We start from the raw sequence: 14,052 nt of genomic DNA, 5'->3' as shown, positions 1-14,052 counted from the left end.
GAAAGGAAAAAAGATAATAGCATGAAATGCTTTATAAAATTTTATGGAGGTGCATTATGGAGCAAAATATGATGCCTATGCAGGAAAATGGAAGTGTAAAAATAGCCGATGAGGTTGTTGCCGTTATTGCAGGAATCGCAGCGACAGACATTGAAGGCGTTGCAGGAATGAGTGGTGGAGTTGCTGGCGGTATAGCAGAGATGCTTGGCCGTAAAAATCTCTCTAAAGGTGTAAAGGTAAATGTCGGTGAAACCGAAACTACTATTGATATTTACATAGTAGTGGACTACGGTGTTAAAATTACAGAGGTTTCAAAAAATATCCAAGAACAAGTTAAGCAAAGCGTTGAAAACATGACAGGTTTAAATGTATTAGAAGTTAATATTCATGTGCAAGGTGTTAAACTTGAAAACGTTGATTCTAAAGAAAAAGAGGAATTAAAACTTAATTAGTAAATTTCTTCCCTGGCCTATGCCAGGGATTGAAAAGGGGTGAAGTTGGACATGCTTAAGCGCATTTTATTATTTGTTTGTGGCATATTAGTATTTTTAGGATCTGCAGTAGTTATTTGTGAGGCATATTTAGGTATTGGAGTGCTACCTCCAGCTATTGAAATAAACTTTACAGGGTGGGAGATAGCCCTAGCCTTTGCGATACTAGCTATTTTAGGGCTTATAGCTATGGTGCTAGCTTTTACTACAAAGAAAGAACCAAGTTCTTTACTGATAGCCTCTGAGTATGGAGAAGTTAGGGTTTCACTACAAACCATAGACAGTCTAGTTCATCAAGGTGCCAAAAAGATAAAAGGTATAAAAGAACTAAAAAGCAGAATAATAGTTCGTGACGGTAGTTTGTACATATATGTTAAAGCTGTGCTATATGGAGACCGTAACATTCCCGAGCTTACAATGCAGCTACAGCAGTTAATCTCAGAGCATGTTTATTCTATTTCTGGTATAAATGTAGATGAAGTTAAAGTTCTTGTTGAAAATGTAGCCACTGATATTAAAGCAAAGGTTAGTTAACCGGTGGAGGGATGATTTAAATGTGGCAAGAATTTAAAGAGATAGCAATAAAAAATAAAGGTAAGCTAATCGGGATATTAATCGGGTTTCTAATTAGCATTACTTATCTGTGGTTAGGTTTTTTCAAAGGAACTTTTGTGGCAATATGCATAGCAATAGGTTTTTTTATTGGAAAAAGGTTTGACGATGATAAAGATTTTATGGAATCCCTTAAGAATTTATTAAAGTCTAAGGACTTTTAAAAAAAAGCCATTTTCTGTGGCTTTTTTTTTGCTAAACTAGTCAGGAGGAGTTAAAATTGTCAAGGAGAATAACAAGAGAGAAAGCTTTCCAGTCCTTATATGAGCTGGATATAACAAAAGACGATGCAAAAAAGGTTATAGAATATGTAAAAAGTCAAGAAGATAAGCTAGAGATGGAGTATTTAAGAACAGTTGTATTAGGGGTTTTAGATAAAGTCGAAGAAGTAGATAGCCATATCCAAAAGTATAGCAAAAAGTGGAAGGTTGACAGAATGGCTAAAGTTGATAAAGCGATTTTACGATTAGGGGTTTATGAAATTTTGTACTGTGAAGATATACCTCACAGTGTTTCGATTAACGAGGCAGTGGAGCTAGGCAAAAACTTCGGTGGAGATACTTCACCAGCTTTTATAAATGGTATTTTGGATTCTGTAGCAAAAGAGCAGAAAAGAGATTAAATTGACTGTATTAGGAATTGACACAAGCAACTACACTACCTCTTTAGCTGTTGTAAATAAAGGCGGAGAAGTGCTGTGTGACCATCGAAAGGTATTAGATGTTACCCATGGAAAAAAAGGGTTAAGACAGTCTGAAGCGTTTTATCAGCACTGTAATAACCTACCAGGTCTTTTTTCAGACTTAAAGTCCTCAAAATTTTTGGAAAGTGTTAGTGCTATTGCTGTTTCAAAAACTCCTAGAAATATAGAAGGGTCTTATATGCCGGTTTTTACTGCTGGAGTTAATATGGCATCTATATTAGCTGACGCTTTGTCATTGCCGATATACAATTGTTCGCACCAGGAAGGCCATATATATGCTGGGATGGTGCCTAATGGCTTAGAGGCTCCCTTTATAACCCTTCATCTATCTGGAGGTACAACTGACCTGCTAAAAGTGGAAGCTGAAAACGACTATCGGTTAAAAGTTGAGCAGCTAGGTACTTCCAGTGACTTACACTGTGGCCAGTTTGTGGATAGAGTGGGGGTTAAACTGGGTCTTAAATTTCCTTGTGGTCAAGAAATGGAAAAAATGGCGTTACAAAGCAATAATCCTCAAAAAGGGTTAATTCCATCTTCGGTTAGCGGTGGAGATGTTAGTTTTTCAGGACCGCTTACTAAGGCTCTTAACCTTTTGGAACAAGGAGTACCCCCTGAGGAGTTATCTTTCAATGTTTTTAACACAATAGCTAAGACAGCCGAAAAGATGATTCGCTTTGGAGTTTCACAGACCGATACAAAAGAAGTCCTGCTTGTAGGAGGAGTGGCGTCTAACAAGCAAATAAGAAACTGGCTTAGCAATCGATTAAAATTAAACATTCACTTTGCCACCCCTAAGCTGTCTAGGGACAACGCTGTAGGGGTTGCATTAATGGGGTTAAAGGCATTAAAATAAAGGTTGAGGAGTTGGACTTTAAAAAACTCTCCTCAACCTTTTTTAGAGGTTTTTTTATGCTGATGTCGAAATATTAGATATGACAATTGTTAATTAGTTTTTTAATAAAAAGGAGGTAGTTCCTCATGAATACTATAGTACTTAAGGAAGTACTTTCACCATCTATAAAGAAGTATGTTATAGATAATCCAGACATAGCTGCAAAGGCTGAAGCTGGTCAGTTTGTGATATTGCGGATTCATGAAAAGGGTGAGAGAATTCCATTAACGATAGCTGACTTTAATCGGGAAAATGGGACTGTAACGATAATTTTTCAAGAGGTTGGAAACACAACTAAAAGATTGGGTAAATTAGAAGTTGGAGATAAAATATTAGACTTTGTTGGACCTTTAGGGGTACCTACTACTCCTCCTGAAGGTAAAAATTATGTCTGCATAGGTGGTGGTGTTGGAATAGCACCAATCTATCCTGAAGCAAAAGCTTTGCATAAGCAAGGTAAACAAGTGAAAGGGATTTTAGGAGGCAGAAGCAAAGAGGTTTTATTCTATGAAGAAGAGATGGGTAAAGTCTGTGATGAACTACATATTGCAACAGACGATGGAAGTGTTGGTCATAAAGGTTTCGTAACAGACATCTTAAAAGAATTGATAACAGATGATAGCGTACAGATAGATGGTGTTATCGCTGTAGGGCCACTTCCAATGATGAAGGCTGTTTGTGACATTACAAAGGAATTTAATATTCCTACAACTGTTAGCTTAAATTCTCTGATGGTAGATGGAACTGGTATGTGTGGTGGATGTAGAGTAACCATAGGTAATGAGGTGAAGTTTGCTTGTATAGATGGACCTTCTTTTGATGGTCTGAAAGTAGACTTTGACGAACAGATGCGTAGGTTAAGAATGTATCGCGAGGAAGAGCAAAAGGTTACAGGCTGTCAATGTGGGGGTGAATGCTAAATTGAATAAGAAAAATCCCATGCCCAACCAAGACCCTGATAAAAGGATAACAAACTTTGATGAGGTGGCTTTGGGTTATGATAAAGAAGCAGCGACTTTAGAGGCAAAAAGGTGTTTGCAGTGTAAAAATCCCCTGTGCGTACAAGGTTGTCCAGTGGGGATTGACATTCCAGAATTTATTAAGGAAATAGCAAGTGAAGATTTTGAAGGTGCGTTAGCTAAGCTTAAAGAAAAAAATTCTTTACCAGCTATTTGCGGAAGAGTTTGTCCTCAAGAGGATCAGTGCGAAAAGTTATGCATAGTAGGCAAGAAGAATGAACCAGTGGGAATTGGCAGGCTGGAGCGATTTGTAGCTGATTACCACAAAAATAGTGTGGTCAAAAAAGCAAGTTTAGGAGAGAAAAAGGTAGCTGTTGTTGGATCAGGCCCAGCAGGGCTAGCTTGTGCCTCAGAACTGTTAAAACGAGGTTATCAAGTTACAATCTTTGAAGCTTTTCATAAACCAGGGGGAGTCTTGATGTATGGAATTCCAGAGTTTAGACTTCCTAAAAATATAGTGGAACAAGAGATTAACCAGCTTGTTGAAATGGGAGCAGAAATTAAGACAAATGTAGTTATAGGCCAGACGATTACCGTTATCGAGCTTTTAGAAAGAGGGTATGAGGCGGTATTTATTGGATCAGGAGCAGGCCTGCCATATTTTCTTAATATTCCTGGTGAAAACCTAAATGGGGTCTACTCTGCTAATGAATTTTTAACTAGAGCTAACCTAATGAAAGCTTACCTTTACCCTAAGTGGGAGACTCCTTTGAGGGTAGGTGACAATGTGGCGGTCGTTGGGGCAGGAAATGTAGCGATGGATGCCGCTAGAACAGCTAAGAGATTGGGAGCAAAGAAAGTGTCCATAGTGTATAGAAGGTCAGAAAAGGAGATGCCTGCAAGACAGGAAGAAGTTCTACATGCTAGAGAAGAGGGGATTGAAATGAATTTACTGACCAATCCCGTCTCTATAGAGGGCAATGATGGTGGCTGGGTAAATGGGCTTAAATGTATCAAAATGGAGCTTGGTGAGCCTGATGACTCAGGACGTCGTCGCCCTAAACCCATAAAGGGTTCTGAATATATGTTGGAAGTGGATACGGTTATTATGGCGATTGGGCAGGGCCCAAACCCAATAATACCAAGGTCTACTAAAGAGTTGACTATAAGTAAAAGGGGGAATATCGAAGTAGATAGTAAAACTGGCCAGACATCTATTGAAGGGGTTTTTGCCGGTGGGGATGTAGTTACCGGTGCTGCCACAGTTATTCAAGCGATGGGGGCTGGAAAGAAGTGTGCTGAAAGCATAGATAAGTATATAAAAAACAACTAGGAGGGGAAATATGATAGCATCTAAGAACCTTTTGGACGGCAAGAGTTTAGCTAAAAAAATTCGTGGGGAAGTAAAAGAAGAAATTCTTGATATTAAAAAAAGCAAAGGTATAACACCTGGACTTACGGTAATAATTGTGGGTGAAGACCCTGCTTCGCAGGCATATGTATCAAAGAAAGAAAAAGCTGCTAAAAAGCTTGGAATTAATTCTAAGATATTTCGTTTGCCAGAAACGACCTCGGAAGACCATTTACTTAAGCTAATACATCGTTTAAACAATGAACAAACGGTGGATGGAATTTTAGTTCAGTTGCCGCTGCCAGACCATATAGATAAGGAAAAAGTAATAGATGCCATATCACCTGAAAAAGATGTTGATGGATTTCATACTATAAATGCTGGAAAAATGTTTTTAAATAAAGATACCTTATTACCATGCACTCCATATGGTGTTTTGAAACTTTTAGAAAGTGAAGATGTATCCCTAGAGGGGAAACATGTTGTTGTGGTGGGTGCAAGCGATATTGTAGGCAAACCAATGGCTATGTTAGCTTTAAATCAAATGGCTACCATAACAATTTGTCACATAGCAACTAAGGATTTAGCTTACCACACTAGACAAGCTGATATTATAATCGTAGCTGTTGGAAAGGTTAATCTAATTACCGAAGAAATGGTTAAGGATGGTGCCGTTGTTGTAGATGTAGGTATAAATAGACTTGAAGATAGGCTTGTAGGAGATGTTGATTTTGAAAACGTATCAAAAAAAGCATCACTTATCACACCAGTACCAGGTGGGGTAGGTCCTATGACTATAGCAATGCTTATGTATAACACCTTATTGGCTATGAAGGAAAGGAGAGGTTAAACTTTGGATTTTACGCCCATTAGCGTATCAGAACTAACAGACTTAGTACAACAATCAATTACAATTCAACCAGCGTTAAGAGATGTTTATGTTGAAGGAGAAATTTCAAATTTTAGCAATCATATTCGTTCGGGGCATTTTTACTTCTCGCTAAAAGATAAGGATAGTTTAGTGCCTACAGTAATGTTTCGCTACGCTAATAGGAGCCTTAATTTTGTGCCAAAAAACGGTCAAAATGTAATTGTACGTGGTAAAATAGATGTTTATAAAAAAAGCGGTAAGTACCAACTATATGTTCAAAAAATGGAACAGGTTGGCGCAGGAAACTTGCACTTAAAGTTTGAAGAATTGAAAAAAGAACTTGAAAAGGAAGGTCTTTTCTCTGTAGAAAGGAAAAGGCCTATCCCTCTTTTCCCACAAAAACTGGGTGTGATTACAGGAGAGGGATCTGCAGCACAAGAGGACATCTTAAAGACCTTATCATCTAGGCTTCCCAGTGTAGAGGTTGTCGTCTGTCCATGCTTAGTACAGGGAGATAAGGCCAAGTACCAGCTAGAGCAAGCCATTAAGTTGATGGAAAGTCTAGATGTAGATACCATAATCTTAGCGCGAGGAGGCGGCAGTATAGAGGATTTGTGGGCATTTAATGAGGAAATTGTAGCAAGAGCAATCTATAACTGCAAAAAACCAATAATAACAGGCGTGGGGCATGAGACTGATTTTACGATAGCTGATTTTGTAGCTGACTTTCGTGCGGTTACTCCCACTGCAGCAGCTCAAAAAGCCGTTCCTTCCATGGAAGAACTAAATGATGATTTAGATTATCTAAGAAAAAGGCTAGATTCGAAGGTGGTAGGTTTATTAGAGTACTCTTCAGAAAAGGTTAAACAAATAAAGCAGCGTAATATCTTAAAAAGACCGGAAACAATATTAGACCAATACTACCAAAACCTCGATACTGTCTCTAGGCAACTAAGCCATGAGTTCAAATATTATGTTGAAAAAAAAGAAGGTAGTGTTGAAAACTTAGCATTTAGACTTCAATCATTATCGCCTAAAAACGTGTTTGCTCGCGGATATTCAGTTCTAAAAAAAGAACGGAGATTGATAAACTCTATTAAGAAGGTTCAAACCGGTGATGATGTTAGCATAGAATTACAAGATGGAAAGCTAAAGTGTAATGTAAAAGAGGTGATACCTGGTGAAAAAGTTTGAACAAGCATATTTAGAACTAGAGAAAATCGTTAACAGTTTAGAAGAAGGAAACCTAGATTTAGAAGAAGCGTTAGAGAAATATGAAAGAGGGATGGAATTACTAAAGGTTTGTCAAAGCAAAATTAAGGGAGCGGAACAAAAAATAAAAAAGGTTCAACTTGAGGAATTTAAGGAGGAAGAGTAGATGGATTTAAAACAAGGGTTAGCTCAGTACAAAGAAATTATAGATAACAATATCACAAGGTTTATACCCGAAAATTGCCCCCCAAAACTAAAGGAATCCATGGAGTATTCTTTAAAAGCTGGTGGAAAAAGGATAAGACCTGCACTACTTCTAATGGTATGTGATCATTATAAGGTAAGTAGAGAGTTATCGCTGCCGGTAGCTTGTTCTATTGAGTATATTCATACATACTCTCTAATTCATGATGATCTTCCCGCTATGGATGATGATGATTTTAGAAGAGGTAAACCAACAAACCATAAAGTCTTTGGAGAAGCTATTGCGATATTAGCAGGAGATGGCATCTTAAATACTGCCTTTGAAATTTTATCAAACTTAGAAGGCATAGATCCAAAAATACAGGTAAAGTTAATTAAAGAGTTGTCCGTCAGCGCCGGGATAACCGGAATGATAAAGGGGCAAATTCTTGATATTGAAGGGGAAGAAAAACAACTAACTAGTAGTCAGCTAGCCGATGTACATAGATACAAAACTGGAAAACTACTTACAGCTCCTTTGAAAATGGCAGCATCTTTATCTAAGTTAGATAAAGAAACAGCAGAGGCCTTGTATAGTTACGGGGACCATTTTGGCATGGCTTTTCAAATTACAGATGATATATTGGATGTATGTGGTAGCTTTGAAAGTTTGGGCAAGGCTGTTGGAAGTGATGAAAAATTGTCCAAGTCAACATATGTCACTTTACATGGTTTAGATAAAGCTAAACTAATGGCTAAGGAGCACGTGCAACAGGGGATCAAAGAACTTGAGGATAATGATATAAAGGTACCTTACCTACCTCAGCTTTTGACTTACCTGCTGAACAGAAAGGCTTAGGAGGATTATAAGTGGAACTTTTTCAAAATAAATATTTTCTTGTTCCGGTTTTAGCTTGGGCTGTGGCACAAACCATTAAGGTTGTTTTAGAGGTATTGCTAACTCAAAAAATGGATCTTAATAGATTTGTGGGCTCTGGTGGTATGCCAAGTTCTCATTCTGCATTTGTTATGGCTCTGACATCTGTTTTAGCTAAAGACTTTGGATGGGATTCACCGATTGTTGCCTTGTCTTTGGCTTTTGCACTTGTTATCATGTATGATGCTGCAGGAGTTAGAAGAGCGGCGGGCAGACAAGCTAAAATATTAAACAAAATAATTGATGAGATGCAAAAAGGTAACACCATATCTGATGAAAGGGAACGATTAAAGGAACTTTTAGGGCATACTCCTATTGAAGTATTAGCAGGAGCCCTTTTGGGTTTAATAATCCCTTATTTATTCTAAAGTTGATTATTTGTTAAGAAAATGTTATTATATAATAATAAATTGTATATGGTGGTACAGTATTCTAGTCAAAACACGTTATCCAAAGGCGGGCCTAAAAATCCGTTAAGGGCACATCGATGAAGTTTCTGGTGTTGGCTGCCGACGCCCCGTTGGGGGCTGATGCTGGGAGTTAAGGATATAGGGGCGATCTGCAAGGGCATGTAGGCGTTGACCCCTTTTCCGTGGAGACCTAAAGTGCGTGGTGTTGTGTGATGGATGGGAGCACATCGACTACGTCTTAGGAAAGAACCTGTATGCGGTTTCACCCGAAAACAGGAGCTGTGTACAGTGTAGCCTGCCTTGAGTGGTGTTGGTGGATAGTTATAGAAAAGTTTTTCAAAGTAGGCCTACTTTGAAAAACTTTTACTTGAAACCAACGTTGCAAAAGAGGCTAGGGTAATGTTAGTTTTGTTGAGGAAAACTCCTAGACTGTTCTTTATAGAGGTAATCAGGGGATTAAAGTGCGGACTAAGTGGTAATCTAGCCCTGCTTTTGGTGACAAAGCAGAGAAAGCTTTAAAGGGAAACCGCCCGCTCGGTGACGAGTGGTAGCTTTCTGGGAAAACCTGCTAGACCTAAGCCGCAGCATTTACTCTGATTTGCTACCACCATAGACTACATAATTTAGGAGTGGAAAATGGTTAAAAATAACCTCTGGATAGCAAAAATCTCGTTATGGACATTTGTATTGGCGGTAATTATTTCAATTATTTCTCAAATTATTTTAGGGAATGTTGGATTGGTTACGGCTTTTTTATTGTTATTTAGCATAATTTTTTTAGGTGTTCTTTTCGACACCATAGGGGTAGCGACAACAGCTGCTAAGATTCCTCCATTAGCAGCAAAATCAGCAAAGAGGGTAAAAGGTGCGAAACAAGCATTGCGATTGATAAGGAATGCTGAACAGGTAGCGACTTTTTTTAACGATGTAGTGGGTGATATTAGTGGTATTATAAGTGGGGGAGCCGCAACTGTTATAGTGTTTATTCTCGTTAATGGAGGCGAAACTCAGGCTGTTAATGTTATGCTGACAGCTCTAGTAGCAGCCTTGACAGTTGGAGGGAAAGGAATAGGAAAAACATTAGCTATTCATAATTCAACTGAAATTTTGATGTATGTAGGAAAAGTGATATACTATATTGAAAAGATATTTCGGGTGGAGTTTTTTAAAAGCAAAAAAAATGGAAAAGGAAAGTGATAATGGTGGGTACTATACTAGATAAAATCGATACTCCTGAAGATGTAAAAAAACTGCCTAAGAAAGAGCTTAAGAATTTGGCAAAGGAAATTAGGGAGTTTTTAGTAGATGCCACCTCCAAGACAGGAGGTCATCTAGCGCCCAATTTAGGTGTAGTTGAGTTAACTATAGCATTGCATAGAGTATTTAGCACTACTTCAGATAAAATTGTATGGGATGTAGGACATCAAAGTTATGTACATAAAATATTAACAGGTAGAAAGAATGAGTTTAATGCTTTAAGACAGCTAGATGGTCTAAGTGGGTTTCCTAAAACAGCTGAGAGTAAACATGACCACTTTAACACTGGTCATAGCAGTACTTCTATTTCAGCAGCTTTAGGCATGGCTCTATCTCGAGACTTAAAAGGTGATAGTAATAATGTAGTTGCGGTAATTGGGGATGGAGCTATGACAGGTGGAATGGCATTTGAGGCGCTAAATCACTGTGGACATAAGCAGAATACAGACTTAACAGTTGTGCTAAACGACAACGAGATGTCAATAGGTGAGAATGTAGGCGGGTTATCCTCTTATCTTAGCAGAGTGCGTACCGATCCTAAGTACACAAAAACTAAAGAAGATGTACAGTATTTATTAAAAAAGGTGCCTGCCATTGGTGGCACTCTTTATAAGTCTTTAGATAGGGTTAAAGATAGCGTTAAGTATATGATGGTAGCGGGGCTTCTCTTTGAAGAGTTAGGTTTTACTTATATAGGTCCCATAGATGGCCATGATTTTTATAAGTTAGAAGAAGTATTGCAGCAGGCAAAGAAAACATCAGGTCCAGTTTTGGTACATGTAATTACTAAAAAAGGGAAAGGTTTTTTGCCGGCGGAAAAAACTCCCGATAAATTCCATGGAGTTGCTCCTTTTGATAAAGAAACAGGTTTGCCGCTGAAGAAAAAACAAAAGTCATTTACTGATGGGTTTAGTGAGGCGTTGTGTGACTTGGCTCAGGAAGATGACAAAATAGTTGCTATATCAGCTGCAATGGTAAGTGGAACAGGGTTATCTAAATTTGCTAATAAGTTCCCTCAACGTTTTTATGATGTAGGGATAGCAGAACAACATGCAGTTACCATGGCAGCTGGTTTAGCTGCAGATGGCCAAAAACCTATCTTTGCAGTATATTCAACTTTTTTACAAAGAGGATATGATCAAGTACTCCATGACGTATGTCTTCAAAACCTACCTGTGGTGTTTGCTATAGATCGAGCAGGCATTGTAGGAGCAGATGGTGAAACACATCAGGGTGTATTTGACATTTCGTTTTTAAGCCATATACCTAATATGAAAATAATTGCTCCAAGAGATGATAAAGAACTTAAAGACAGCTTATTTACAGCCTTTAGCTTAAACTGTCCGGTGGCGATACGTTACCCAAAAGCTAACTTACCAGAAGTTAATGACCGCGATAAGGAGTATAAAAAAATGGCTGTAGGTAAAGGGAAACCTTTAGCTGAAGGAGATGATATTGTTATTGTTTCTTCTGGGGTGACTACTAACAGCTGCTTAAAAGTAGTAGATATGTTAAAACAGGAAGGAATTGACGCTACACTGTTGCACTTGCCATTTATTAAGCCCTTAGATGAGGACATGCTATATAGGCATATTGATAGCGAGTCAAAGGTTTTAATAGTGGAGGAACATACCGCTATTGGAGGATTAGCTAGCTTAATTACTAATTTATTGTCTTCTAAAGGGATAAAGGCAGACATAAACCACGCTGCCCTACCAGATGAGTTTATACCCCAAGGCACTAGAAGTGAAATATTGAAACGGTACGGTCTGTCATGTGATGATATATTTGCTAAAGCAAAAAAAATAGTGACAAAGGATTATAGTTATGAAAACAAAAAGAAGATTGGATCAATTACTGGTTGAACAAGGTTATTTCGATAGTCGTGAAAAAGCAAAGCGAGCGATAATGGCTGGTTTGGTTTTTAGTGAACAAAAAAGAATGGATAAACCAGGAGCAAACGTTAGCGCAGATATTTCAATAACCGTAAAAGGTAATGACAACCCCTATGTTAGTAGGGGAGGACTAAAACTTGATAAAGCTATAAAAGTTTTTAACCTAAAGTTAGATGGTAAAGTTATTGTAGATGTTGGTGCGTCAACAGGAGGCTTTACAGATTGTGCATTAAAGCATAGTGCAAAACTAGTGTATGCAGTTGATGTCGGATATGGACAACTTGCATGGTCTTTACGTAATGATGAGAGAGTTGTAAATATGGAGAGAACAAACTTCAGGCACGTAAAGGTAGAACAGTTTGACCCACGCCCCCAAGTTGCAGTTGCGGACGCATCTTTTATTTCACTGAAACTTTTGCTGCCGAAGATTAAGGAAATTTTGTCTGACGATGGTCAAGTTATGGCTTTAATAAAACCTCAATTCGAAGCAGGAAGAGAGAGGGTTGGTAAAAAAGGTGTTGTGCGAGACAAAATGGTGCATATTGATGTAGTTAAAGAAGTAGTAGACTTTGCCCAGCAGATTGGTTTAGGGACTATAGATATTAATTACTCCCCAATAAAAGGCCCTGAAGGGAATATCGAGTACTTGCTATTATGTGGAAACTCTAGTCCCCAAAAGTTGGAAGATGATTTTATCGAAGAGATAATTAATTTAGCTCATAGCAGCGTGTAAAGCTACCAAAAACCTTGGTAGCTTTTTTTATGGATTTTTTATCAATGTTAATATTTTAAGGTTAAACTCTTTAGCTTAAAAAAAAGGAAAAGCATTAAAAAAAGAGAAATAATATACTAATAAATTTAAGTCGTATACTTGGGGTGATCGAAAATGATGACCAGGTTGGAAGTAGGCATACTAATATCGTTAGTTATTTTAGTGTTTTTTTTTATAGTTAAAAGTAAATTGGAAGATTATAAATCAAGGTCTACATCAGCTAAGCCCAAACTTTATGCCATCAATTTGTTAGAGCAAAAAGGATATAAGTTTTCAGGATATTGTAGTCCAAAAAAGATATGCTTTTTTAAGGATAACGTTAAATCTGAAGATCTTATCAAGTCCGTCCCTATAGTAAAAAAGGATGGGAAAGCCTTTCTAGTTGAGTCAATGCCTAAAAACAGAAGCTTGTCCTTAAAGGATAATTTTATTAAAGTTAAAATACTTAAGACTATTACGTGTTATAATGATATAGATGGCATAGTTTTTGTAGAAACTAAAAATAAGTATGTCAAAGAATGTACTGTTGATATCAGAAAAGATAACCAAAGTTATATTTTGAGATTAGCCATGCTAGTACTGTTTGTAGGAATCGGATTTTTAATAGCTAAGCTAGTTATATAAAAGAAAGAGAGGCAGTCAATGAAAAACATAGCAATTTTTTTAAATCCTAGCAAAGAAAGCAGCGGCAAGGTCTCTACAGATATTGTGGCGAGCTTAAAGGAAAAAGGTTATGAAGTTTTTTCATGCGAAGAGACTCCAATTAAAGATACAATAGTTTTCCCAAGCGTAAATTTGCCGGAAAATATTGAGCTTATATTAGTGTTAGGCGGAGATGGGACTTTTTTAAGTATAGCTCGCAAGTACGCCACCCATAAAATACCCATGTTAGGGGTGAATCTAGGCCACTTAGGATTTTTAACCGAGGTTGAGGTAAAAGATTTAAAGGATACTATTTTAAAAATTAATGAGGGAAAATATACAATTGAAAATAGAGACATGGTTGTTGCTAAAGTATATAGAGATGGTAAGGTTATAGAAAAAACTAGAGCTCTTAATGAAATAACAATAGCAAAAGGACCACTAGCAAGAATAATTCAATGTAGTACATATGTGGATGACGTCTTTTTAGAAACTTACTCAGGAGATGGTGTTATTGTCAGTACTCCCACCGGCTCAACTGGGTACTCCCTTTCTGCAGGGGGCCCCATTATAGCTCCAAATGTCTCATCTATGGTTATCTCTCCAATATGTCCTCATTCTCTGCATTCAAGAAGCGTGGTAGTTAGTAATAATTCACAAGTCAAAATTAAGTTAAATGATATAAACCAGGAAGTAATGTTAACTGTAGATGGTCAGAAATCCATCAAACTGCATGCTTATGATACTGTGGTTATAGAGTTAAGTGACTATGTTATCCCTGTTGTAAAAATACAAGGGAAAAACTTTTTTGACATATTACGTCTTAAGCTAAATAGAGGCACTCGAAAGTAGTTGGGAGGGGTTT

General features: G+C 37.6%; 17 protein-coding genes. All 17 read left to right on the top strand.

The genetic code is table 11. From position 1 onward, the window contains the following. Positions 1-56: 56 nt before the first annotated feature. The 17 genes from PRVXH_RS08645 to PRVXH_RS08565 all read left to right on the top strand — a co-directional run bounded on the left by PRVXH_RS08645 (position 57) and on the right by PRVXH_RS08565 (position 14,039). Positions 57-452, top strand: coding sequence for an Asp23/Gls24 family envelope stress response protein (locus PRVXH_RS08645; RefSeq protein ID WP_353892380.1), 396 nt, complete (start codon positions 57-59; stop codon positions 450-452). A 51-nt stretch (positions 453-503) separates the two neighbouring features. Beyond that, positions 504-1,025: an alkaline shock response membrane anchor protein AmaP gene (gene amaP / locus PRVXH_RS08640; RefSeq protein WP_353892379.1), complete on the top strand. Its 522-nt coding sequence runs from the start codon at positions 504-506 to the stop codon at positions 1,023-1,025. A 20-nt stretch (positions 1,026-1,045) separates the two neighbouring features. Next, complete coding sequence (locus PRVXH_RS08635; RefSeq protein ID WP_353892378.1) at positions 1,046-1,267, top strand: DUF2273 domain-containing protein; 222 nt, start codon at positions 1,046-1,048, stop codon at positions 1,265-1,267. A gap of 56 nt (positions 1,268-1,323) precedes the next feature. After that, positions 1,324-1,725 carry a transcription antitermination factor NusB gene (gene nusB, locus PRVXH_RS08630; protein ID WP_353892377.1) on the top strand — a complete coding sequence of 134 codons (402 nt, stop codon included), beginning with the start codon at positions 1,324-1,326 and terminating at the stop codon, positions 1,723-1,725. Between the two features lies 1 nt (position 1,726). Further along, positions 1,727-2,659 (top strand): O-sialoglycoprotein endopeptidase, encoded by a 933-nt coding sequence (locus PRVXH_RS08625; RefSeq protein WP_353892376.1) that lies wholly within the window; start codon positions 1,727-1,729, stop codon positions 2,657-2,659. 125 nt (positions 2,660-2,784) lie between these two features. Then, positions 2,785-3,618 carry a sulfide/dihydroorotate dehydrogenase-like FAD/NAD-binding protein gene (locus tag PRVXH_RS08620; RefSeq protein ID WP_353892375.1) on the top strand — a complete coding sequence of 278 codons (834 nt, stop codon included), beginning with the start codon at positions 2,785-2,787 and terminating at the stop codon, positions 3,616-3,618. Positions 3,619-3,637: 19 nt separating this feature from the next. After that, a complete protein-coding gene (gene gltA / locus PRVXH_RS08615) occupies positions 3,638-4,990 on the top strand; it encodes an NADPH-dependent glutamate synthase (RefSeq protein ID WP_353894568.1) in 1,353 nt (450 codons plus the stop codon). A gap of 10 nt (positions 4,991-5,000) precedes the next feature. Then, the gene (folD, locus tag PRVXH_RS08610) at positions 5,001-5,858 is read left to right on the top strand and encodes a bifunctional methylenetetrahydrofolate dehydrogenase/methenyltetrahydrofolate cyclohydrolase FolD (protein ID WP_353892374.1); all 858 of its coding nucleotides are present in this window, start codon (positions 5,001-5,003) and stop codon (positions 5,856-5,858) included. A 3-nt stretch (positions 5,859-5,861) separates the two neighbouring features. Further along, positions 5,862-7,073 carry an exodeoxyribonuclease VII large subunit gene (xseA, locus tag PRVXH_RS08605; protein WP_353892373.1) on the top strand — a complete coding sequence of 404 codons (1,212 nt, stop codon included), beginning with the start codon at positions 5,862-5,864 and terminating at the stop codon, positions 7,071-7,073. Next, on the top strand, positions 7,060-7,257 hold the full coding sequence (gene xseB, locus PRVXH_RS08600) for an exodeoxyribonuclease VII small subunit (protein WP_353892372.1): 198 nt from the start codon (positions 7,060-7,062) through the stop codon (positions 7,255-7,257). The genes xseA and xseB overlap by 14 nt, the downstream gene beginning before the upstream one ends. After that, on the top strand, positions 7,258-8,133 hold the full coding sequence (locus tag PRVXH_RS08595; RefSeq protein ID WP_353892371.1) for a polyprenyl synthetase family protein: 876 nt from the start codon (positions 7,258-7,260) through the stop codon (positions 8,131-8,133). A gap of 11 nt (positions 8,134-8,144) precedes the next feature. After that, positions 8,145-8,579, top strand: coding sequence for a divergent PAP2 family protein (locus PRVXH_RS08590; RefSeq protein ID WP_353892370.1), 435 nt, complete (start codon positions 8,145-8,147; stop codon positions 8,577-8,579). Between the two features lie 678 nt (positions 8,580-9,257). Further along, positions 9,258-9,818, top strand: a complete 561-nt coding sequence (locus PRVXH_RS08585) for a hypothetical protein (RefSeq protein WP_353892369.1) — start codon at positions 9,258-9,260, stop codon at positions 9,816-9,818. Positions 9,819-9,820: 2 nt separating this feature from the next. Further along, positions 9,821-11,743, top strand: a complete 1,923-nt coding sequence (gene dxs, locus PRVXH_RS08580) for a 1-deoxy-D-xylulose-5-phosphate synthase (RefSeq protein ID WP_353892368.1) — start codon at positions 9,821-9,823, stop codon at positions 11,741-11,743. Further along, entirely contained in the window at positions 11,706-12,506 is an 801-nt protein-coding gene (locus PRVXH_RS08575; protein ID WP_353892367.1) for a TlyA family RNA methyltransferase, read from the top strand. Before dxs ends, PRVXH_RS08575 begins: the two co-directional genes overlap by 38 nt. Before the next feature lie 153 nt (positions 12,507-12,659). Further along, entirely contained in the window at positions 12,660-13,169 is a 510-nt protein-coding gene (locus tag PRVXH_RS08570; RefSeq protein WP_353892366.1) for a hypothetical protein, read from the top strand. Positions 13,170-13,187: 18 nt separating this feature from the next. Continuing rightward, complete coding sequence (locus tag PRVXH_RS08565) at positions 13,188-14,039, top strand: NAD(+)/NADH kinase (RefSeq protein WP_353892365.1); 852 nt, start codon at positions 13,188-13,190, stop codon at positions 14,037-14,039. Positions 14,040-14,052 lie beyond the last annotated feature (13 nt).

This window comes from Proteinivorax hydrogeniformans (assembly GCF_040515995.1).
In the GTDB taxonomy this organism is placed as follows: Bacteria; Bacillota; Proteinivoracia; order Proteinivoracales; family Proteinivoracaceae; genus Proteinivorax; species Proteinivorax hydrogeniformans.
The sequence above is the reverse complement of the archived record's forward strand: the minus strand, read 5'-3'. Positions and strand labels throughout refer to the sequence as shown.